Consider the following 20796-nt stretch of genomic DNA (forward strand, 5'->3'; position numbering starts at 1 on the left):
CGGACGCGCACGCTTCGTACATGGATACACGTGCAGTCACCCGATGGATGGCCGTGGCGGCCGGAGCGGCGCTGCTGGCGGTCGGAGTCGCGTCTTGCGACAACGGCGACCGCGCCGTGCGGCAGAGCGCCTCGTCGACGGTCGTCACGGTCACGAAGTCGGTCGCGCCCGTGACCGACAGTGGGTCGCCCACGGTGACGGTCATGCCCACTGAGTCGACGGAGACGACCGAGGCGGCCACGGAGACCTCTCCCAGGTCGGATCTGTCTAGCTATTATGGGGAGTGGACCGGGCACGGACGGCAGATGACGCTGCAGCCGGATGGGACCGCATTGGTCACCCTGGCCTCCGGCGCCGCGAATGTGGAGAAGTGGACCGCCACGTGGGGAGCGCACGGCAACGGCATCGTCGTCACGCTGGACACCATGACCTGGCACACGGGCGAACCGCTCGGAAACCAGCCCGGCACGTCGTGGACCGCGGTCCTGGCGCCGTCGGCGGAGGACGGTGTCACGGTGCTCCACATGCCCGGGTTCGCCGACTGGTGCTCGACGAGATTCGGCCAGTCGGTGGTGTGCGGGGCGTGACCGGCCGACGTCGGCCTGCGCGCAGTTCTTAGCCGACACGCCCTACCGCCGCCGTCGGAACCGGTCCGGACTTTCGCGCGTCAAAGTGATGCAGGGTTTCATCGACGAAAGGGAGACGTCATGACGATTCCGGGGACCGCGCGGCAACGCTGGACGGAGATTCGGGAGTTAACGATCCGGCTCGCGGCCGAAGAGGAGGGCATGTCGACGGCGGAGTACGCGATCGGCACGATCGCGGCGGCGGCGTTCGGGGCGCTTCTGTACACGGTGGTCACCGGCGATTCGGTGCTCTCGGCGCTGACCGGAATCATCGGCAAGGCACTGAGCACGTCGGCGGGGTGAGCCGTGCGTGGCCGGACGGTCGCGCTGATCCGGCGGTGCGCCCGCGACGAGTCCGGGATGGTGACCGTGGAGGCGGCGTATGCACTCGCGGCGATAGCGGCGTTTCTGCTCATCGGCCTCGGAGCGGTGGCCGCGGTGTCGGCGCAGATCCGGTGCACCGATGCGGCACGCGAGGTGGCGCGGCTGACGGCCGCGGGGGACGACTCGGCCCGCAGCGTGGGCGCGGAGGTGGCGCCCGCCGGTGCGGGAATCGCGGTGTCCGGTGAGAACGACCGGGTGGTGGTCGAGGTGTCGGCGGACGTCCCGCTGCTTCCTTTCGTCAGAGTCTCGGCGAAGGCGGTGGCCGCTCGCGAGCCGACCGGCGATGAGGCGGGCGGACCGGGGCACGGCGATGAGCGTTCGGGGGACGGAGGGTGACGAGGGATTCTCGACCGTCGCCGGAGCCGCGGTGATCGCGGGGTTGGGGTTCCTGCTGGTGGCGATGCTGTATTCCGGTGCAGCGGTGGTGGCGAGGCATCGGGCGCAGTCGGCAGCGGACCTGTCCGCACTGGCGGCCGCTGCGGTGCGGGTCAGTGGAGACGGGGAGGCGTGTGCGGCCGCGCGGCAGCTGATGTCGAGGCAGGAGGGGGATCCGAGGATGACCGGTTGCGTGGTCGACGGCGACGACGTGCAGCTGTCCGTCGCGGTCAGGGTTCGGTTGGGTCGCTTCGGTATTCGTGAGGCGCGTGCGGTCGCGCGGGCGGGGCCGGTCGAGTCGCCGTAGGGCCGCGGGTCGGCCCGGAGCTACGTGTGCAGACGGCCGATCAGGCGGAGCAGTTTGATCGCGTGCTCCTTGTCCAGCGGTTCGTTGCCGTTGCCGCACTTCGGGGACTGCACGCACGACGGGCAGCCGGTGTCGCAGCCGCATGAGGAGACGGCGGCCTCGGTGGCTGCGACCCACTCGGTGAACGCCTCGTACCCGCGATCGGCGAAGCCCGCCCCGCCGGGGGAACCGTCGTAGACGAACACGGTCGGCAAGCCGGTTCCCGGATGCAGCGCGGTGGAGAGTCCGCCGATGTCCCAGCGGTCGCACGTCGCGACGAGCCCCAGCATTCCGATGGCCGCGTGCTCGGCGGCATGCAGTGCGCCGGGGAACTTGTCGAGTGCGATGCCGGCGTCGATCATCGCCTCGGGCGTGAGCGTGTACATCACGGCGCGGGTCTCGAGTCGGTGCTCCGGCAGGTCGAGCGGAACCGAGTCGAGGATCTCGCCGCTGAGCGACTTGCGGAGGAAACCGACCACCTGACTGGTGACGACGACCGATGCGAGAGCGACGGTGAGGGGACCGAACTCGCGGCGGTCCACGGTTTCGAGGATCGACACGTCGCTGACCTCGCGAGCCGACGTCGTCCAATCGGGTTCCTCGGGGTGACTCAGTGCGAGGCCGTCGTCGAGATCGAGTTCGTCGACCACGAAGCTCTCGCCCTGGTGCAGGTACACCGCTCCCGGGTACACCGAAGTCATGGCGCGGGCGGTGTCGACGGTGCCGAGCAGACGGGAGGACGTGACATCGACGATCAGCACCTGTCCGCCGATGCCGCCGCGCAGATCGATGTCGCCGTGCGGGTCGAGCCCGGGTGCCGCGTACCAGCCGGCCTTGCGTCGTTTGAGCTTGCCCTCGGCGGCGAGGTCGGCCACCACCTGCTCAGCGGAGAAGGCCGCGACTTCGGCCTCGGTGAGCGGGAACTCGGTCGCCGCGCACAGCATGTGCGGACCGAGGACGAACGGGTTGGTTGGGTCGGTGACGGTGGCCTCCACCGCGCGCTCCAGGAGCGCCTCGGGGTGGTGCACCAGATAGGTGTCGAGCGGATCGTCGCGGGCCACCATCACGACGATCGACCCCTCGCCCCGCCGACCGGCGCGTCCGGCCTGCTGCCAGAAGGAGGCGACCGTTCCGGGGTAGCCTGCCACCACCACGGCGTCGAGCCCGGAGATGTCGACGCCGAGTTCGAGGGCGTTGGTGGTCGCGACACCGAGCAATTCGCCTTCGGAGATGGCCCGTTCGAGCCGGCGCCGATCATCGGCGAGGTATCCGGCGCGGTACGCGGCGACGCGGTCGACCAACTCCGGTGCCGTCTCGGCCAGGATCTGCCGGGCCCGCACCGCGGTCACCTCGACGCCGCGCCGGCTGCGTACGAAGCACAGGGTGCGTGCGCCTTCGATGACGAAGTCGGCGAGCAGTCGTGCCGCCTCCGATCCTGCGGAGCGGCGTACCGGAGCCTCGTTCTCCCCGGTGACCTCTTCGAGGAAACCCGGCTCCCACATGGCGACGGTCCGTTCACCGTGGGGCGAGGCGTCCTCGGTGACGGCGACGACGTCCTCGCCGATCAGCCGAGACAGGGCCTGCGCCGGGTTCGACACGGTCGCGCTGGCCCCGATCACGACGGGGTCGGCGCCGTACTTCCGCGCGATCCGCAGTGCCCGCTGCAGCACCAGCGCGGTGTGCGAGCCGAAGACGCCGCGGTAGTGGTGGCATTCGTCGACGACGATGTAGCGGAGCTTCGCGAAGAACGGCCGCCATCGGGGATGGGTCGAGGTGATGCCGATCTGCAGCATGTCGGGATTGGTGAAGATCCAGCGGGAATGCTGCCGCGCCCACTGACGCAGCTCCGAATCGGTGTCGCCGTCGTAAGCGCACGGCTGCAGGTGCGCGAACTCCGGCCGGCCGGCGATCAACTGTGCCACGGACCGGAGCTGGTCGGTCCCGAGAGCCTTGGTCGGGGACAGGTAGAGCGCCGTCGAGTCGGGGTCGTCGGCGAAGGTGGTGAGCACCGGGAGCTGGTAGGCGAGGGACTTTCCCGATGCGGTGCCGGTGCAGACACAGACGTGGCGACCGCCGGCGGCGAGGCTCGCGGCCTCGGACTGGTGACGCCAGGGACGCTGCACTCCGCGTTCGACGAACGCCTCGCGCACCGCCGGGTGCACCCAGTCGGGCCAATCGGTGAACTCCGCGCCGCGGGGATCGATCACCGACATGTGCGTGAGTCCCGCGGTGCCCTCCGGCGTTCCCTCGAGGGTGCGGCCGAGAAGTTCGCTGCCGTAACCACGCTGCGACATGCCGTGTTCTCGCCTCACTGCCCTCAATTCGTCTTGCCCGAAGCACCCATGGTACGCAGGGACTTTGGCGCCTTCTCCGGCGTGTCGCCGAACGACCTGCCGAATGAGGGTGTCATTGGCGTGAGGAACGTGATTAGCTTAAGGCGGTCGCATGCTCCGATCTGATCGAAGTTCGTTGCGGCCGGTGTACTGCAGTTGGTTTCATCGCCCTACGGCGAGGCTTGTTGAAGTATGGCGGTCGGAACAGGCCCCCGTCGCGGCTCCGTTGCGATGGGTGATGCAATGCAATGTAAAGGAATGCAGTAAATGGCACAGGGAACTGTGAAGTGGTTCAACGCGGAGAAGGGCTTCGGCTTCATCGCGCCTGACGACGGCAACGCCGATGTTTTCGTGCACTACTCCGAGATTCAGGGCAACGGCTTCCGTACCCTGGAAGAGGACCAGCGCGTGGAGTTCGAGGTCGGTCAGGGCACCAAGGGCCCGCAGGCCACCGGCGTTCACGCCCTCTAGTCTTCTCTGAGCCCGCCAGGGTTCGACACAAGACTTCACCGGACTCCCGGACCGCTTCGGCGGCCGGGAGTCCGGTCTTTTCGTCCCGCGTCGGCCGGAGACCTCACTGTCACATTCGGGCCGTACCATGGTCGTGTGAGTCAGATGTCGCTGTTCTCTGCGGAGATCGAGGACCCGGCCATCGCGGACCTCGCCGGATTACTTGCGGCACAGGGTCAGTCGGTGCACACGAGTTGGGGTGCACGCGTCTCCGTGGTGGTCGGGGAGCAATGGCGCGCGGAGGAGATCTGCGCGGAGATCCGCGGCGCCGGTCTCGAAGCGGAGATCGTGACCTCCGAGGAGGGCCGCCCGATCGCACGGACCGAGGCCAATCCGCGGATCACCGCGCTGCACCGTGCATGGTCTGCCGGTGCCGTGAAGGCGGTTCCTGAGGGGTGGACGCCGACCCCGCACGCGCTGCGCCTGTGGACTCTCGCGTCCGGTCGCCCGGACGGCGCTCATTACCTGCTCGGCCTCGACCCGAGTGCCCCCGACACTCACGCGCCGCTGTCGACCGCGCTCATGCGGGTCGGCATCGCACCGACCCTCGTCGGAACGCGCGGGCCGCACCCGGCGCTGCGGATCTCCAGTCGCAAGCGGGTCACCCGGTTGCTCGAGACCGTCGGCATCGCACCGGACGGGGCTCCGGAAGGTGTGTGGCCTTCCCCATAGGCCGTGAGGTGCGGCGACCCCACCGGATGTCGTCCGTTCGGACTACCCGACGTGTGTCATTCGGGACCAACGTCCCGACCCCACAATCCGAGGTGACGTGCAGAAGACGCGTTATATAAGGTACAACGGCATCGAGCAGCAATTCTCTGACTGAAGGGCACCCGTGGCCGCCTCCGACAACGCATCCTCAGCCGTCCGGCGTCTCGTCATCGTCGAGTCGCCGACCAAAGCCCGCAAGATCGCGGGCTACTTGGGCGGGAACTACGTCGTCGAATCGTCTCGCGGCCACATCCGCGATCTGCCGCGCGGTGCAGCCGACGTCCCCGCCAAGTACAAGGGCCAGCCCTGGGCTCGCCTCGGCGTGAACGTCGACGACAACTTCGAGCCGCTGTACGTGGTGTCCGCCGACAAGAAGTCGACTGTCTCCGAACTCAAGTCGCTGATGAAGGACGTCGACGAGCTCTACCTCGCGACGGACGGTGACCGCGAGGGGGAGGCGATCGCCTGGCATCTGCTCGAGACGCTCAAGCCGAAGATCCCGGTGAAGCGCATGGTGTTCCACGAGATCACCGAGTCGGCGATCCGCGCCGCCGCCGAGAATCCGCGTGAGCTCGACATCGACATGGTCGACGCGCAGGAGACCCGCCGCATCCTCGACCGGCTCTACGGCTACGAGGTGTCGCCGGTGCTGTGGAAGAAGGTCATGCCGAAGCTGTCGGCGGGCCGAGTGCAGTCGGTCGCCACCCGGATCATCGTCGAGCGCGAACGTGAGCGCATGGCGTTCGTCTCCGCCGACTACTGGGACATCGCCGCCACCGTGGACGCCGGCGAGTCCTCGTCGCCGCGGACCTTCGCCTCCCGCCTGGTGAACATCGGCGACGACCGCGTCGCCACCGGGCGCGACTTCGGTGCCGACGGCCAGCTCAAGAAGGCCACCGGGGTCACGGTGCTCGATCAGGCGCGCGCGAGAGCCCTCGCGACCGCACTGGAGGGCGCGTCGCTCACGGTGACGTCGGTGGAGGAGAAGCCGTACACCCGCCGTCCCTACGCGCCGTTCATGACCTCGACGCTGCAGCAGGAGGCGGGCCGCAAGCTGCGGTTCTCGTCCGACCGCACGATGAGGATCGCGCAGCGGTTGTACGAGAACGGTTACATCACCTACATGCGTACCGACTCGACCACGCTGTCGGAGTCGGCCATCAACGCCGCCAGGTCGCAGGCCCGTCAGCTCTACGGCGACGATTACGTCCACCCGACGCCGCGTCAGTACACGCGCAAGGTCAAGAACGCGCAGGAGGCGCACGAGGCGATCCGCCCGGCGGGCGACTCGTTCCGCACCCCCGGCCAGGTGGCGTCGGCGCTCGACACCGATGAGTTCCGGCTCTACGAGCTGATCTGGCAGCGCACCGTCGCCTCGCAGATGGCCGACGCACGCGGTACCACCATGAGCCTGCGGCTGACCGGGCACGCGACCGCCGGTCCCAGCCCCAGCGGTGAACAGGTCACCTTCGCCTCGTCCGGCCGCACCATCACGTTCCCCGGCTTCCTGTCGGCCTACGTCGAGACTGTGGACGCGCTGGCCGGCGGCCAGGCCGACGACGCCGAGAACCGGCTGCCGAACCTCCGCGAAGGGCAGACGCTCACCGCCGCGTCGCTCACCGCCGACGGACACTCCACCAACCCGCCGGCCCGCTACACCGAGGCCTCGCTGGTCAAGGTGCTCGAAGAGCTGGGCATCGGCCGGCCGTCGACCTACGCGTCGATCATCGGCACCATCCAGGACCGCGGCTACGTGGTGAAGAAGGGCAGCGCGCTGGTTCCGTCATGGATCGCGTTCGCCGTGGTGGGGCTGCTGGAGGGCTACTTCAACAGCCTCGTCGACTACGACTTCACCGCGTCGCTGGAGGACGACCTGGACCAGATCGCGTCGGGCAACGCCGACCGCACCCGCTGGCTCAGCGAGTTCTATTTCGGCGCGGACGAGGCTCAGCACGACGACGACGGAGACGCGGCGGGCGCGATGGCCCGCGTCGGCGGACTCAAGAAGCTGGTCGGAGTGAACCTCGAAGGCATCGATGCCCGCGAGGTGAACTCGATCAAGCTGTTCGATGATTCGCAGGGCCGTCCGGTGTTCGTGCGGGTGGGCAGGTACGGCCCGTATCTGGAACGCAACGTCGCGGGACCGGACGCCGAGCCCGATCTGCAGCGCGCCAACCTGCCGTCGGACATGACGCCCGACGAACTGACGCTCGACGTCGCGGAGAAGCTGTTCGAGACACCGCAGGAGGGCCGTGTGCTGGGCGTGGACCCGGCCACCGGACACCAGATCGTCGCGAAGGAGGGCCGATTCGGCCCTTACGTCACCGAGATCCTTCCGTCCGAGGACGACGAGGACGAGGACCCGGGGACGTCGGCGCCCGTCCCGACCATTCCGGCCGGGCCGACACCGCGCGGCGGCGCGGACGAGGTGGTCTCGCTCGACGACGTGCCGAGCGGCGGATCGGGCGGTGTCGCGACCGCGACGACCACGACGACGGCCAAGAAGACCGCGAAGAAGACGGCGAAGAAGGCTGCCAAGAAGGCCGGACCGAAGCCGCGCACCGGCTCGTTGTTCAAGGGCATGGACATCTCGACGATCACGCTCGACGACGCCCTGAAGCTCCTGTCGTTGCCGCGCGTGGTGGGTGTGGACCCGGAGAGCAAAGAGGAGATCACCGCCCAGAACGGCCGGTACGGTCCGTACCTCAAGAAGGGCACCGACTCGCGGTCGTTGACCAGCGAGGAGCAGCTGTTCACGGTCACGCTCGACGAGGCGCTGAAGATGTACTCCGAGCCGAAGCGCCGTGGTCGTGCGGCCGCAGCGCCGCCGTTGCGCGAACTCGGCAACGACTCGGTCAGCGAGAAGCCGATGGTGATCAAGGACGGCCGATTCGGTCCGTACGTCACCGACGGCGAGACCAACGCCAGCCTCCGCAAGGGCGACGAGGTGGCGACCATCACACCCGAGCGGGCGATGGAACTGCTCGCTGACCGCCGTGCCCGCGGTCCGGCCAAGAAGACGGCGAAGAAGACCGCCAAGAAGACCACGGCCAAGAAGACCACAGCGAAGAAGACGGCTGCGAAGAAGACGGCTGCGGCGAAGAAGACCACAGCGAAGAAGACCACAGCGAAGAAGACGGCTACGAAGAAGACGGCCGCCAAGAAGACTGCGCCGAAGACCGAGGACTGAGCGGGGCCCGAGGCTGCCGGGGCCGGCCGATCGAGGCATTGCGACCCTTGGCCGGGACCGGTCGGCCGGGGGACACTGGACTGGTGGACTCCCGATCGACGCCTCCGGATCACAGTGCCCCCGACCGCGCTGCCCGACCTGCGACGATGCGGGTCTGGCGCGTGACCGACACCGGCCCGGTGTCGACGACGTCGCCGATCGAATGGACGCGGGAACCGGTCCCGACGCCCTCACCGGGCGAGCTGCTGATCCGCGTCGACGCGTGCGGCGTGTGCCGCACCGACCTCCACGTGGTGGAGGGCGATCTACCGGTGCACCGACCGCATGTCGTGCCCGGTCACGAGGTCGTCGGCACCGTGGTGGAGATCGCGCCGGGCACGACCACCGAGTTCCGGGTGAACGATCGAGTCGGGGTCCCGTGGCTGCACAGCACTTGCGGTCGGTGCGTGTACTGCCGGCGCGGAGCAGAGAACCTGTGCCCCGACTCCACCTACACCGGATGGGACGCCGACGGCGGATACGCCGAGTTCGCGGTGGTGCCCGCCGCCTACGCGCTGCGCCTGCCGACGGGCTACAGCGTCGACGAGCTGGCGCCCCTGCTGTGCGCCGGGATCATCGGCTTCCGTGCCCTGCGCCGCGCCGAACTCCCGCCCGGCGGGCGACTCGGTCTGTACGGGTTCGGCGGCAGCGCACATCTCGTCGCGCAAGTCGCGATTCATCAGGGTGCCCGCGTTCACGTTCTCACTCAGGCTCCCCACGCGCGTCGACTGGCCGCCGATCTGGGAGCCGTGTCCGTCGGCGGCGCCTACGACAGCCCGACCGAACCGCTCGATGCGGCTATCATCTTCGCGCCGGTCGGCGAACTGATCCCCACGGCACTCGAGGCGCTCGACCGCGGCGGAATCCTGTGCCTCGCCGGGATCCATATGAGTGCGACCCCGCCGCTGGACTACCGCAGGCATCTCTTTCACGAGAAGGAGATCCGGAGTGTGGAGGCCAACACTCGCGACGACGCCGTCGCCTTCCTCCAGTTCGCCGACGACCACCGCCTGCAGGTGACGACGAGGCCGTACCGGCTCGACGAGGCGCTGCACGCGTTGCGTGACCTGAAGGCCGGCCGGTTCGCGGGGGCTGCGGTGCTGCATCCGGCCGTCGAACCGGAGCCGTGACGCCTACGGGACGACGAGCACCGGGCACCGCGCGTGATGCACCAGGTTCTGGCTCACCGATCCCATGAACGTGCCCGCCACCGACCCCATCCCGCGTGAGCCGACGATCAGGAGCCGGGCGGACGACGATGCGCCGACCAACCCTCGTGCCGCGGACGAGTCGCCATACACGATGTCGACGTCCACCTCCGGGAACTGCTCGCACGCGGGAGCGATCCGACGCCGCAGCCGTGCGATCCCGTCCTGCTCCACCAGGCTCCAGTTGACGAGGTTGAGCGCGTATCCGGCGCCGATCATGGCGGCGGCCGGGAAGTAATAGGCGACGGTGAGCTCTTCACCGAGAGCCCGAGCCTGATGCAGAGCCACGGTCAGCGCGCGGTCGGCGTGAGGTGAACTGTCGTATCCGACCACCAGTCCGTCGCGATCACTGTCGGCGGGATCGTCCTCGCGCCATGCGAGGACCGGACACGACGACGATCGGATGACCCCCATCACCTGGCTGCCGAGCAGGACGTCGCGAATGGGACCGGACCGCGTCGATCCGATGACCACCATCGACGCCCCGGAGGAGTACTCGGCGACGTGGTCGGCGAGGGTGCCGCTGTAGACCTGGGTGGCGATGTCCAGGTCCGGTGCGACCTCGCGGGCAGCGGCCAGGGCTTCGGTGAGCACCTTGGTCCCGGCTGTGTTCGCCTCTCGGCGGAGCGCTGGGTCGACGCACATCGCGAACGGATCGTGGGCGGCGAACCACACATCGTCCGGAACGGCGTACACGAGCCGGATCGGAGACCGCGTGCGGGCACACCACTCCGTAGCCCATCGGGCGGCTCCGAGCGCGCGCCGGGACCCGTCCACTCCGACGATCACGGGTCGGTCGAGGGTGTAGCTCATCGACCCATCCTCGCGCGTCGAGTCCCATCGCCGACAGTGCCGAACAGGACCGGAGACCACGTGACCAAGGACTGCCACCCCGGGTGACCTCGGGCCCGCCCCGGAACTACTCCAGCGTGGACGTCGGCTCGGCGACGTCGATGTCGGGGCGGGCGAGGAGGGTCTCGATGCCGCGGCCGCGCAATTCGACGCCCTCGCCGATCCGCCAGTGCTCGGCCTCGCCCTCGCCGGCGAGGAAGACGGCGCGGGCGGAGCCGAGCACGCGGGTCGGCTCGTCCTTCGCCAGTTCGGTGAGGCGTGCCGCCTCGTTGACCGGATCGCCGATCACCGTGTACTCGAGCCGCTGCTCCGCGCCGATGTGGCCGGCCACCGCCTTGCCCGCGGAGACGCCGATACCCATGTCCACGTCGCCGAGCCGTCGCGCGAGCTCGACGCGCAGGTCGCGTGCGGCGGCCAGCGCCGAACCGGCGAAATCGTCCTGCTCGAGGGGCGCGCCGAAGATCGCCAGCGCGGCGTCGCCCTGGAACTTGTTGACGAATCCGCCGTGCCTGCCGACCACGTCGACGACCACCTTGAAGAATTCGTTGAGCAGTTCCACCACCTCGCGCGGCGGCCGGTTCACCGCCAAACGCGTCGACCCGACTATGTCGACGAACAGCACGCCGACGTAACGCTCCTCGCCGCCGAGTTCGGTGCCCGTCTCGATCGCCCGACGGGCGACGTCCTCGCCGACATAGCGTCCGAACAGGTTGCGCAGCTGCTGGCGTTCGCGGAGGTCGGAGACCATCTCGTTGAAGCCCGCCTGCAGCAGACCGAGGTCGTTGCCGTCGTAGATCTTCACCGCGACGTTGAGGTTGCCGGCGCGGACCTGATTCAGCGCGACGCGCAGCTGTTTCACCGGATCGGTGATGGACCGGACGAGGCGGGTGATCGCGAGCAGCCCGAACACCAGGGCGGCCGCGGCCATCCACAGGATGGGCCGCTGCAGGCCGACGGCGTCGGTGTCGATGACCGCCGTGCGCTGCAGGATGATGAGCGCGGCGATGATCGTCATCGGCACGGCTACCGACACCACCCAGAACACGGTGATCCGAGTGGCGATGCCGGGTGCGTTGGAGTTGTCCGGGTCGTTGGCCATCGCGGCCACGGTGATCGGCCGCAGTACCTTCTCCGCCTGCATGAAGCTCAGCACGCCCGTGACGAGGGCGCCGATCAGGCTGGCGATGATCACGACGACGAAGTCCTTCATCGACGTGCGCAGGTTGATGACCGCGAGGATCACTCCGCCGATGCCCCACAGGCCGAGGTTCACCGCGGTCAGCAGAGTCGGGAGGTTCAGCGCCCGTTTGCGTGCGGCGTCGTCGTCGAGTCTGGTCCGCCGACGGTGCCAGATCAGCACCGGCATGCTCAGCTGGATGGAGAGATACGCACCGACGATGATGGCGATGAACAGGTACAGCCCGAAGGCCACCTGATTCTGGGCGTTGAACTCGCTGATCGAGATCGAGTCGACGCGCGGCATGCCGAAACGCAGGAAGGCGAATGTGAACAGAGCGCCGATCAGGTTCGCGCGAAGCATATCGAGTGCGAGGACCGGCCACGGTGTGTGTGCCAGCCAGCGCAGGGTGTGCGCTGCTCTGGACAACCACGACCGTCGTCTTACCATGTCATCCAAGGTAGCGGCATGCTTGCAATTGTTAAACAGCGTGCGGGATGCGTGTTGTCTGAACTGGCCTTTAGGCTGGCTGATGTGACAAATGTCTTTGACCGGATGATCGGGCAGCAAGCGCTGATCGAAGAGCTTCTGGCGGCCGCGACGTCGGCGCGGTCGGTGGCCGCTCGACTCGACGAAGCGGACGCCGGGGCGGTGTCGATGTTCGACGAGGGCCCGGGATCCGAGTCCGAGGCGGGTCCGCGCGAGTCGATGACCCACGCCTGGCTGTTCACCGGTCCTCCCGGCAGCGGCAGGTCGGTGGCCGCGACCTGCTTCGCGGCCGCGCTGCAGTGTCAGGCGGCCGACGAGGTGGGCTGCGGTGAATGCCGTGCGTGCACCACCGTGCTGGCCGGGACTCACGGCGACGTCCGGCACATCGTTCCCGAGGGGCTCACCATCTCGGTGGCGCAGATCCGCGACATCGTCCAACTCGCGGCCCGCCGCCCGACCACCGGTCGCTGGCAGATCGTGGTGGTCGAGGACGCCGATCGGCTCACCGAACAGGGCGCCAACGCGCTGCTGAAAGCCGTCGAGGAGCCGCCGGACCGCACCATCTTCCTGCTCTGCGCGCCCTCGGTGGCGCCGGAGGACATCGCGATCACGCTCCGGTCGCGGTGCCGGCATGTGGGACTGACCGCGCCCGCGGCCGCCGACATCGCCCGCGTCCTGGTGGACCGTGACGGGATCGACGCCGACCGCGCGTCCTGGGCGGCATCGGTGTCGGGCGGGCACGTCGGCCGGGCCCGCCGCCTCGCCGTCGATGGGTCGGCACGCGCACAGCGCGACCAAGCGCTCGGCCTGGCTCGGGCAGCCACCCGCGATTCCACCGCGTTCGCGGCGGCCGAGACGCTCGTCAAGACGGCGACCGAGGCAGCGAACCAGATCAGTGCCGAGCGCGACGCCGCCGAGACCGAGGAACTGATGACCGCCCTCGGTGCCGGCGGAACCGGCAAGGGCACCGCACGGCCGCCCCGCGGAACGGCCGGTGCGGTGAAGGAACTCGAGAAGCGGCAGAAATCGCGCCGCACCCGGACGATGCGAGACGTGCTCGACCGCGCGCTCGTCGACCTCGCGGCTCTGTTCCGCGACGGGCTCTCGCTGTCGATGGGAGCACAGGTGACACTGATGCACCCGGACAAGGCTCAGGACCTGACCGTCCCGATGGCGCGGCACGCGTCTCCCGAACAGCTTCTGCGGTGCCTTGAGGCGGTGCTGGAGTGCCGTGAGGCACTCGAGACGAATGTGAAGCCCAAGTTCGCCGTCGACGCCATGGTGGTGCGGATCGGCAGGCAGCTGGCACGCCGCTGAACGCCCGAAGGCGGGCTCCACCGGAGCCGGTTTCTCCGGACCGGAGAAATTCTTCAGTCCTTTGACCAGCAGGTTATCCCGATTCTCGGATCCGGCGATTTCATCCGTCACGCGCGGGCGCGTGAAATGGTTGCATGCTCACTTGGGAGAACTTGGAGGACCGGATCGGCCGGAACTGGGCCATCGTGTCCAGGCTCGTGCTGGCCACAGTCCTCTATTACGCGGTCTCCGTCCTGTACCACGGGACGGTCGGCTACGCCGGCGGCGAGGTGTTCACTCGTCCGCTGACGGGGACTGCGATCTTCGCGGGCATCATGTGCATCCCGGCCGCGGCCGGGTGGTACGTGTCGCGACGGTTCGCTACGGCGGGGGACGCCTAGCGATCAGTCGTCGCCGTCGGCGGCTTCCGCCTCGTCGTGCTCGGCGAGCGGATCGTCGCCGCCGGCACCCTCCAGCACTGTCAGCTCATTGTCGATCGCCGCGGAGACAGCTTCGGCCTTCTCTTTGATCTTGTCGATGAAGTCGGGCATATGAGTCTCCTCGGACGGTGCGGAACCTGCCTCAACTATAGGTGCGCAGGGGAGAGGGACGAGGGTCAGCCGCCGGGGAGCAGCGGCCGGCCTGTCGGGGCTTACGCCCACGGCGCGCTATGAGAGGGGTTAGCGCGTCGGGGCGTGACGTCGAGGAGGCGTCGGAGAGACTGACGGTCGGCACACGACCGTCGGCGTGACGGCCGGTGTGCCGCTCGCACTGTCGGGGATGCGAGCGGCACGCCGGCTGTCGCGTTGAGCGAGCGTCTGGTTCTTAGGCCAGTTGGGTGAGCGTGTGGTTCTTAGGCCGCTTTAGTTCTCAGGCCGGTTGAGCGAGCGGAGCGAGTCGAAACACAGCCAGCGGGAGTTTCGACTCGCTTCGCTCGCTTAACAAGCCTGGGTGGTGACTGCTCGCTCAACGAGCCTGGGTGGTGGCTGCTCGCTCAACGAGCCTGTGCGACTGCCCGCTCAACGTCCGGTACCGGCAGGCAGAGGGCGCGGGTCACGCGGTGACGATGCTGCGCTTGGCCAGTCCCATCCAGAAGCCGTCGATCGGCTGCTCGGGTACGGCGTCGGCCCGGGTGGCGGCGCCGAGGGTGACGAACAGCGGCGCGAAGTGCTCGGTTCGCGGGTGCGCGTACGGCATACCGGGTGCGCGGTGCGCGAAGTCGAGGAGACCGTCGACGTCGCCGGCGGCGAAGCGTTCGCGTGTCCATTCATCGAAGTCGACCGACCACTGCGGGGGCGTCGCGCCGGGCGACGGATCGTCGAGGAAGGGCAAGCCGTGAGTGGTGAAACCGGATCCGATGATGAGCACGCCCTCGTCGCGCAGTTCGGTGAGCCGCTCGCCGAGACGCATGAGGCGCGCGGGATCGAGGGTCGGCATCGACATCTGCAGCACCGGGATGTCGGCGTCCGGGTACATGATCGTGAGCGGCACGTATGCGCCGTGGTCGAGCCGCCGCTCGGCGTCGCGATGCACCTGCTCGCCCGACGGCATCAGCCCGGCGACCCGATCAGCGAGATCGGGTGCGCCGGGCGATGGGTACGTCGTTCGGTAGTAGCGGTCCGGGAATCCCCAGAAGTCGTAGGTGAGGGGGACTCTCGAGTCCGTGGCTCCGATGGTCAGCGGTGCGGCCTCCCAATGAGCGGAGACCACCAGGATCTGCCGCGGTCGCGGAAGGTCGGCGGCGAGTCGTTCCAACTGGCCGACCCACCGTTCGTCGTCCACCAGGGGAGGAGCGCCGTGGCTGAGGAACAGTGCGGGCATGCGGTCGGCGGTCGGAGCGTTCATGGCTTCACAATCTCATCTGCGGTGTGACTGCGAATGGAACGTCGGCCGGCCGCCGGGTATTCCGCCCGCGTCAGCTGGCCGAGAGCAGGCTGAGGATGCTCGCGAAATCGGAGCTGCCGACGCCGGACTGCATCGCCAGGCTGCCGAAGTCCAGGACCGAGCCGATGCTGCCGATGCCGCTCGGGACGATCACCGGACGCACGGTGACGCCGACATCAGTCGGGTCGAGCAGGGTGCCCAAACCGCCGCACGTTCCGAGGAACAGGTAGACGCCGTCGCCGACCTTGACGTCCGTGGAGTTGCTGTTGGGTCCGGGACTGATCAGGTTGTTGCTCGCGGCGGGACCGAACCGCAGTCCGGAGTTCAGCATGATCTTGACGATCGTCCCGTAGTCGCCGGCGTTAAAAGCGACGAAGGCCTGCAGTGCCTGAGTGCCGTCGAGCAGCGCTGAGGTGCAGGAACTCCCCAGCACGGTGGCAGGGTTCGGATTGGTCAGTGTCAGCCGCACGTTCTTGCCATTGAACGAGCCCTGCTCCGATTTCAGGGTCGGACCCTGGTAGCGGTCGGCGGCGGCGGCCTCGCCGGGAGTCGCGACGGTCACACCGGCGACGGCCGTCAGCGCGACCGCGGCGGTTAGTACGAGAGTTCGGAGATTTCGGAGCATTCGGGGCACGTCCTGTCGGGTCCGGAACGGGGAGTTCGCCTGAAATATAGCCACCGAAGGCGGATTCGGCGTCATCGACGACGGTTCGTGGCACGGATCTGCACATGGCCGGAGAGTTTCGCGGAGCCGCCTGGCGTGTGAGACTGCGACCTCGGTGGCAGTGACCTCGACGCGGTGAGCCGATGCCACGATCGGGCATGACAACCGAAGACAAACGACTCGCGAAGGACCCGCAGGGCTGGCGCGCCGGGCTCACGAGCTCCCCGTCATCGCCCCGGAACGACCCCGGCAGTGATCACCGACCGAATCATCGCACTGCGCCGACAACTGACCGCCGAAGGCGAAGACGCCGGACCAGTGACCATCGGGTGGCACCGACAACCCGCGAACCCCCGGAAAAGCAATGAGTCGCGACATCGTGTGTAAACGATGTCGCGACTCATCACACGGAGCCGCCTGGGGGAATCGAACCCCCGACCTATTCATTACGAGTGAATGATGGGCTGCAGGCCATGGAATCGAAATACACTCTGACCAGCTGAGACAGTCTGTCAGAGACGGGTCGCGTCGGTGAGGAACGGCGAGTGTGCCGACACATCACCGACACGGAGTGACCCTTGCCTCCCAGAAAGATGACCGCCCGAGCCGTGCAGGGCGCGAGCGGTCAGAGGGAGACTGATATGTCTACGAACCAGCGTACAACTTGGCAGTTCGTCAGTGAACTGAATGACCCCGGTCCCGCACGAGCGGGCCGGGGTCGCGGACGGCCAGACTTCGAAGCCATTCGGACCCGGGCCGTCACTGACAGGCTAGCTGATGCCGCGGTGCAGTGTCTGTTCCTGCATCGAGAACTTGGGCACGTGTGTTTGAGGGCAAGGATTCGGGTCGCGCTAGCGACTCGGATTCGCGGCAGCCATTACGCGGTCGTGACCACGCGGGAACGCACGGCGCTGGCGCGGCTGCAGGGGACCGGCAGAGGCGCGAGCACGGGCGGAGCCCGCGCGCAGCGTCCGATGACGGTCCCTGCGCAAGCCTGCGGCTCGGGCCGGCGAGGCGGCCCCTTGGTACTACTCAGAATTAATGCAGCCGCACGAGGTCAGAGCGTTGCGGGGTGCGGACTGTGAACGTGTCGGACCCCGAGAACGAGCGTGTGACATATGTGGAACTCGACTTTGTGGAGCGTCGACGGATCAGATTCGGTGCGCGCGCTGCGCTCTGGGAGTCGTCTTCACTTAAGGCTGTCCGATCGTGTGGACGTTTGATTGCCGCCGACCAACCTGGTCTTGGGATGGAGGGCATGGCGCGCGAAGTCGCGGTGAAACTATCCCCTGGAGTGCGGCCGGTCGCTGGATACGGTGGACTAGCCACCTGTGGGTCGGTCTGGGCATGTCCTCGATGCTCGGCCGTGATCGCTGCGGAGCGTGCAGCTGCGATGGGTGAAGCCATTCGCACCTGTGTTGAGTCTGGTGGATCGGTGTACCTGTTGACACTGACGTTGAGGCACTCGGAACATGACGCTCTGGCGGATTTGTGGAATAGCTTGTCGAGCGGTTGGCGTTCCCTGTTTGGCGTTGTGGCGTGGACGGGGAAGCGCTCACGTGTTGAACGTGGAAAGCTCCGCCCAGCCCGTATTGGTGACGCCGACATCTTCCGGGTGGCGGGCTTGACACGAACGGTTGAGGTCACTGGTGGTGGTCCGGCGGGATGGCACGTGCACATCCACTGCCTGGTATTCACTGAAGCGACGTCGTGGTCCGGCGTGATTGCCGATGACTGGCAGGACCGACTGCGGTGGATGCTTCCAGGCCTCGAGTGTTCCCAAGATTCGGAAGATCGGTATCGCGACTGGCTTGCGGGCCTGGCGTTCGCGTCACGGTGCATGATTCGTTGGAAGAATGGGCTGGCGCGCAAGGGATTTGAGTGTGGATCGGCGGGCGTGGATGTACGTAGGATTGATGATGCTGGCGCGGAATTTCTAGGCGGGTATTTGACGAAGGCGACTTATGACGCTGCGTATGAGTACGACGCTGCGGATGAGGTGACGGCTGGGCAGACGAGGAAGTCGGGTCGTGGTGGCGGTCAGCCACCGTTCCGGATGCTGTATGAGGCAATGCTTGATGAGTCGGTGGCGGGGTGGTTCGTGCGGACCCCTCGCCGGTGGGACATTTTCCAGGATGAGGAAAACTCGGGCCTCTGGCTATTGGTTGACTTGGACACTGCTGAGGTAGTACCCGTTCAACCGCCGAAGGCCTGGCGCTTGTGGTGGGAATATGAGACTGCGTCGAAAGGGCGTCGACAACTCATCTGGTCGCGACGAATCAAGAACCCCGAAACCACCCGTCACGAACTGTGGAACAAAATCCTCGATGCACGAGGGATAGAGCGCGACGACGCCGACATCGCATCTGATGAGATCGGCGGTGAAGTGCTCGGGACTATCGCAGCGTCGTCGTGGTATCGCCAGATGGTGACCCGCCCGGTATGGCTCGCTGACGCACTAGAGGCCGCGGAAACTGGCGGAGCAGAAGGAATCTCATCCTGGATGGACGACCGCGGTATCGATTGGTCGCCGGCACACTCGAGAGATGTGGTGCGAGCGGATGCCCGGAGCTCATCCAGAGCTGCCGAACTCATTTGCCGCTGCGATGAGCTGGTTAGCGTCGACACTGCCCAATTCGCATTCTCGGAGAACACGAGCAGGCGAGCGGTCGCCCAGCATCGGATTCATTCCCTGGAACCAGGCCTGGACGGTTTGAATGGAGTCACGCCGGGAGGCCAAGACTACGATCTGGTAGGCAAGTTCGAGCCGGTGACGTGTCGCGCTGTCGAGTGTTGCAGTGCCATCGATCCAGGACTGAGCTGTCCGAGTTGACTTGGCTCCGACGACGTATGCCAAGAGTTTCGCGCCGAACAGAGTTCGGAGGTTGGCGGTCAATTGCTGATCGTCATACTTGTTTTCGTAATCAGGGTCATCCATACTTCACAGCCGTTTCGAATTGTTGTGCCGCAGGATGTCGTTATTGGTTGCGGACGACGAAGACGGCGTGGATCATGCGCGCTACGTGGTCGGGACTGCCGCCGCCGATCAGCCAATCTCTCGGGGAGACGGGTTCTCCCGCTACGGTCAGATCAGGGTGCACAGCGTTCATGAATCCTGCGACCGATACTGGATGTGCGCTCTCAGGGATTGTCGGCGCGATGCGATCCCAGCCAGGAAGTTCATCGCTTTCTGTGAACTGGAACGCCGGGAGGCGGAGCGCTGAACCGACGTGCATTGCAAATAGCGTTCGGGCGCGGAGTCTCTGCTGCACGTGACCTGGTGTGACGCCGAGGCGTCTGGCGGCCTCTTCTGCGGTGAGCACTGTAGCAACCAGGTCAGCGATGCGTTGGGCCGTGCGGGTCGAAGCGCGCCGTTCGATCGGCGGCATCTGGTCAACAAACGATCCAGCCGCCCGTAACGCTGCTTCCTGCTCGATGCTTAGAAGTTTTGAAGCCGACGTGATTCCGGTTGATGATTCAGTCGCGGTGGACGGGTCGATGGTCTCGTCGAGGTGGATTCGGGTGAAATCGGCCAACGTTGGGGTCTGCCCTCTCGGTGCTAGTTGTATTTCAGGCATCTCACTGCTGGAGCGGTTGACGCGTGTGGGTTGAGCCCCTCGAAGAACACTCTTGTGTCGAGCGCCGAAACACTAGAAACGTTTCGGCGTGTTTCGGCGCTGTACCGGTCCTGAGGGAGGACCTCTACGGGATGATTCGACCTTCGGCCACCGCGACATACCACGGATGGGGTGCTTCTCCTCGGCGTTCGGCGGCTGTAACGAGCAGTTGAGCACTGGCGCGTCGTGCCTTAGCTGAACGGCCGTACAGCCTGACGCCGGCGGGCTTTACAACACCGGACTCGGGCACTTTCTCGATCATGGCTGCTTCACCTCCTGTCATTCCATTGTCGCGCGTACGTCAATGCGTCGGTCCGCCGGCAGCCTGAACCCATGGGTTCGTACTCGGCGACAGCCTGAACCCATGGGTTCGAACCCACCAGGCATGGATGTGAAACCCACCCGAGAATTTCTGTTATGAAGTCGTTATAAACGCTGTCCATCGGCGTGTCGACGGTGGACACGCCTGGACAGCCGTCGAACTCGACGGGATTCTTGTCCCCTCGCAGGTCAGGGGCCGTTTTGGTGGTTGCGGGGCGGTGTGGGCGGGGTTACGGTCGGTGTACCGCCACGGAATGGCGATGAGCGCGGAATCAATTGCGCGACAGCAGAATTCAAATCTAAACCCCATGGGAAGGGGACTATTTGTCATGGCCGAAATGACCAGTTTTTCTGTGCCAACCACGCCCGAATCGGTGGTGATCGTGGGCACCGGTGGCAGCGGCAAAATCCGCGCCGCGTACGAAAACGGCACACGTGTCGGGGACCTGAAAACCCCGGGTGGGGAACCGATTTGGCGGCTGAACGGGGTGTCGATGTCGGTGGACGGTGTCGGCGTCGACGGCGTCACGATCGACACCTCGACCCCGCTCGAAACGGTTCCGGCCGGCGTCGTGTTCCGGGCGTCGGGTCGGGTGACGCTGACGCTCCGCGCCGACGGTCGACCGGGATTCGGTGACGGGGGCCCGCGCGGTGTGCTGATCGCGACGGCGTTCGTCGAACGGCTTGACCCGGTCGGCAACGTCGCCGACCTGCTCGCGGCCGCACCGACCGCGAATCGGAAGGCCTCGTAAAATGCACAATCTGGACAACATC

Annotated in this window: 19 protein-coding genes and 1 pseudogene; 13 read left to right on the forward strand and 7 right to left on the reverse strand. The window is 67.0% G+C overall.

Features of this window, described 5'->3' with window-relative positions:
- Positions 1–20: 20 nt before the first annotated feature.
- The 4 genes from Y710_RS03785 to Y710_RS03800 all read left to right on the forward strand — a co-directional run bounded on the left by Y710_RS03785 (position 21) and on the right by Y710_RS03800 (position 1692).
- Complete coding sequence (locus Y710_RS03785; protein WP_156479397.1) at positions 21–587, forward strand: hypothetical protein; 567 nt, start codon at positions 21–23, stop codon at positions 585–587.
- Positions 588–707: 120 nt separating this feature from the next.
- On the forward strand, positions 708–929 hold the full coding sequence (locus Y710_RS03790; RefSeq protein WP_062366405.1) for a DUF4244 domain-containing protein: 222 nt from the start codon (positions 708–710) through the stop codon (positions 927–929).
- 3 nt (positions 930–932) lie between these two features.
- Positions 933–1346, forward strand: coding sequence for a TadE family type IV pilus minor pilin (locus Y710_RS03795; RefSeq protein ID WP_082781251.1), 414 nt, complete (start codon positions 933–935; stop codon positions 1344–1346).
- On the forward strand, positions 1321–1692 hold the full coding sequence (locus tag Y710_RS03800) for an Rv3654c family TadE-like protein (protein WP_062366407.1): 372 nt from the start codon (positions 1321–1323) through the stop codon (positions 1690–1692). Before Y710_RS03795 ends, Y710_RS03800 begins: the two co-directional genes overlap by 26 nt.
- A gap of 20 nt (positions 1693–1712) precedes the next feature.
- On the opposite strand, the gene Y710_RS03805 is transcribed toward Y710_RS03800, so the two are convergent.
- Positions 1713–4025: a DEAD/DEAH box helicase gene (locus Y710_RS03805; RefSeq protein ID WP_062366409.1), complete on the reverse strand. Its 2313-nt coding sequence runs from the start codon at positions 4023–4025 to the stop codon at positions 1713–1715.
- Between the two features lie 306 nt (positions 4026–4331).
- Between Y710_RS03805 and Y710_RS03810 the strand changes: the two genes are divergently transcribed.
- The 4 genes from Y710_RS03810 to Y710_RS03825 all read left to right on the forward strand — a co-directional run bounded on the left by Y710_RS03810 (position 4332) and on the right by Y710_RS03825 (position 9644).
- Entirely contained in the window at positions 4332–4535 is a 204-nt protein-coding gene (locus tag Y710_RS03810) for a cold-shock protein (RefSeq protein WP_006898129.1), read from the forward strand.
- A gap of 135 nt (positions 4536–4670) precedes the next feature.
- Positions 4671–5246: a hypothetical protein gene (locus Y710_RS03815; protein ID WP_039868129.1), complete on the forward strand. Its 576-nt coding sequence runs from the start codon at positions 4671–4673 to the stop codon at positions 5244–5246.
- 163 nt (positions 5247–5409) lie between these two features.
- A complete protein-coding gene (topA, locus tag Y710_RS03820) occupies positions 5410–8475 on the forward strand; it encodes a type I DNA topoisomerase (protein WP_062366412.1) in 3066 nt (1021 codons plus the stop codon).
- A 146-nt stretch (positions 8476–8621) separates the two neighbouring features.
- The gene (locus Y710_RS03825; RefSeq protein WP_006898125.1) at positions 8622–9644 is read left to right on the forward strand and encodes a zinc-binding alcohol dehydrogenase family protein; all 1023 of its coding nucleotides are present in this window, start codon (positions 8622–8624) and stop codon (positions 9642–9644) included.
- A 3-nt stretch (positions 9645–9647) separates the two neighbouring features.
- On the opposite strand, the gene Y710_RS03830 is transcribed toward Y710_RS03825, so the two are convergent.
- On the reverse strand, positions 9648–10535 hold the full coding sequence (locus tag Y710_RS03830) for a universal stress protein (RefSeq protein WP_062366414.1): 888 nt from the start codon (positions 10533–10535) through the stop codon (positions 9648–9650).
- A 106-nt stretch (positions 10536–10641) separates the two neighbouring features.
- Positions 10642–12201 carry an adenylate/guanylate cyclase domain-containing protein gene (locus Y710_RS03835; protein ID WP_062366416.1) on the reverse strand — a complete coding sequence of 520 codons (1560 nt, stop codon included), beginning with the start codon at positions 12199–12201 and terminating at the stop codon, positions 10642–10644.
- A gap of 84 nt (positions 12202–12285) precedes the next feature.
- Between Y710_RS03835 and Y710_RS03840 the strand changes: the two genes are divergently transcribed.
- Complete coding sequence (locus tag Y710_RS03840; RefSeq protein WP_039868125.1) at positions 12286–13557, forward strand: DNA polymerase III subunit delta'; 1272 nt, start codon at positions 12286–12288, stop codon at positions 13555–13557.
- A 134-nt stretch (positions 13558–13691) separates the two neighbouring features.
- Positions 13692–13937 (forward strand): hypothetical protein, encoded by a 246-nt coding sequence (locus Y710_RS03845; protein ID WP_006898121.1) that lies wholly within the window; start codon positions 13692–13694, stop codon positions 13935–13937.
- 3 nt (positions 13938–13940) lie between these two features.
- Here Y710_RS03845 and Y710_RS18885 read toward each other — a convergent pair whose 3' ends face one another.
- The 3 genes from Y710_RS18885 to Y710_RS03855 all read right to left on the reverse strand — a co-directional run bounded on the left by Y710_RS18885 (position 13941) and on the right by Y710_RS03855 (position 16045).
- Positions 13941–14087, reverse strand: coding sequence for a hypothetical protein (locus Y710_RS18885; RefSeq protein WP_197462905.1), 147 nt, complete (start codon positions 14085–14087; stop codon positions 13941–13943).
- 502 nt (positions 14088–14589) lie between these two features.
- Positions 14590–15381: a dioxygenase family protein gene (locus Y710_RS03850; RefSeq protein WP_006898120.1), complete on the reverse strand. Its 792-nt coding sequence runs from the start codon at positions 15379–15381 to the stop codon at positions 14590–14592.
- A 70-nt stretch (positions 15382–15451) separates the two neighbouring features.
- Positions 15452–16045, reverse strand: a complete 594-nt coding sequence (locus Y710_RS03855) for a hypothetical protein (RefSeq protein WP_006898119.1) — start codon at positions 16043–16045, stop codon at positions 15452–15454.
- A 223-nt stretch (positions 16046–16268) separates the two neighbouring features.
- On the opposite strand from Y710_RS03855, the pseudogene Y710_RS19035 reads away from it, so the two are divergent.
- Together Y710_RS19035 and Y710_RS18660 are read left to right on the forward strand one after the other, a co-directional pair.
- Positions 16269–16426 (forward strand): annotated as a pseudogene (locus tag Y710_RS19035) (IS481 family transposase); the annotation flags it as partial.
- Positions 16427–17450: 1024 nt separating this feature from the next.
- Positions 17451–18917, forward strand: a complete 1467-nt coding sequence (locus Y710_RS18660; RefSeq protein WP_156479398.1) for a hypothetical protein — start codon at positions 17451–17453, stop codon at positions 18915–18917.
- A gap of 145 nt (positions 18918–19062) precedes the next feature.
- Here the strand turns inward: Y710_RS18660 and Y710_RS18665 are convergent, their stop codons facing one another.
- On the reverse strand, positions 19063–19620 hold the full coding sequence (locus Y710_RS18665; protein ID WP_156479399.1) for a helix-turn-helix domain-containing protein: 558 nt from the start codon (positions 19618–19620) through the stop codon (positions 19063–19065).
- A 731-nt stretch (positions 19621–20351) separates the two neighbouring features.
- On the opposite strand from Y710_RS18665, the gene Y710_RS18670 reads away from it, so the two are divergent.
- On the forward strand, positions 20352–20774 hold the full coding sequence (locus tag Y710_RS18670) for a hypothetical protein (protein WP_156479400.1): 423 nt from the start codon (positions 20352–20354) through the stop codon (positions 20772–20774).
- The last annotated feature ends 22 nt before the right edge of the window (positions 20775–20796 follow it).

This window comes from Gordonia sp. QH-12 (assembly GCF_001578675.1).
Lineage (GTDB): Bacteria > Actinomycetota > Actinomycetes > Mycobacteriales > Mycobacteriaceae > Gordonia > Gordonia sihwensis.

Coding starts and splice junctions, on each gene's coding strand:
- Y710_RS03850 (WP_006898120.1), bottom strand. CDS start 15,381: ATGAACGCTCCGACCGCCGACCGCATGCCCGCACTGTTCCTCAGCCAC.
- Y710_RS03790 (WP_062366405.1), top strand. CDS start 708: ATGACGATTCCGGGGACCGCGCGGCAACGCTGGACGGAGATTCGGGAG.
- Y710_RS03785 (WP_156479397.1), top strand. CDS start 21: ATGGATACACGTGCAGTCACCCGATGGATGGCCGTGGCGGCCGGAGCG.
- Y710_RS03805 (WP_062366409.1), bottom strand. CDS start 4,025: ATGTCGCAGCGTGGTTACGGCAGCGAACTTCTCGGCCGCACCCTCGAG.
- Y710_RS03830 (WP_062366414.1), bottom strand. CDS start 10,535: ATGAGCTACACCCTCGACCGACCCGTGATCGTCGGAGTGGACGGGTCC.
- Y710_RS03825 (WP_006898125.1), top strand. CDS start 8,622: ATGCGGGTCTGGCGCGTGACCGACACCGGCCCGGTGTCGACGACGTCG.
- Y710_RS03845 (WP_006898121.1), top strand. CDS start 13,692: ATGCTCACTTGGGAGAACTTGGAGGACCGGATCGGCCGGAACTGGGCC.
- Y710_RS03800 (WP_062366407.1), top strand. CDS start 1,321: ATGAGCGTTCGGGGGACGGAGGGTGACGAGGGATTCTCGACCGTCGCC.
- Y710_RS18885 (WP_197462905.1), bottom strand. CDS start 14,087: ATGCCCGACTTCATCGACAAGATCAAAGAGAAGGCCGAAGCTGTCTCC.
- Y710_RS03810 (WP_006898129.1), top strand. CDS start 4,332: ATGGCACAGGGAACTGTGAAGTGGTTCAACGCGGAGAAGGGCTTCGGC.
- Y710_RS18670 (WP_156479400.1), top strand. CDS start 20,352: ATGGCCGAAATGACCAGTTTTTCTGTGCCAACCACGCCCGAATCGGTG.
- Y710_RS03855 (WP_006898119.1), bottom strand. CDS start 16,045: ATGCTCCGAAATCTCCGAACTCTCGTACTAACCGCCGCGGTCGCGCTG.
- Y710_RS03835 (WP_062366416.1), bottom strand. CDS start 12,201: ATGGTAAGACGACGGTCGTGGTTGTCCAGAGCAGCGCACACCCTGCGC.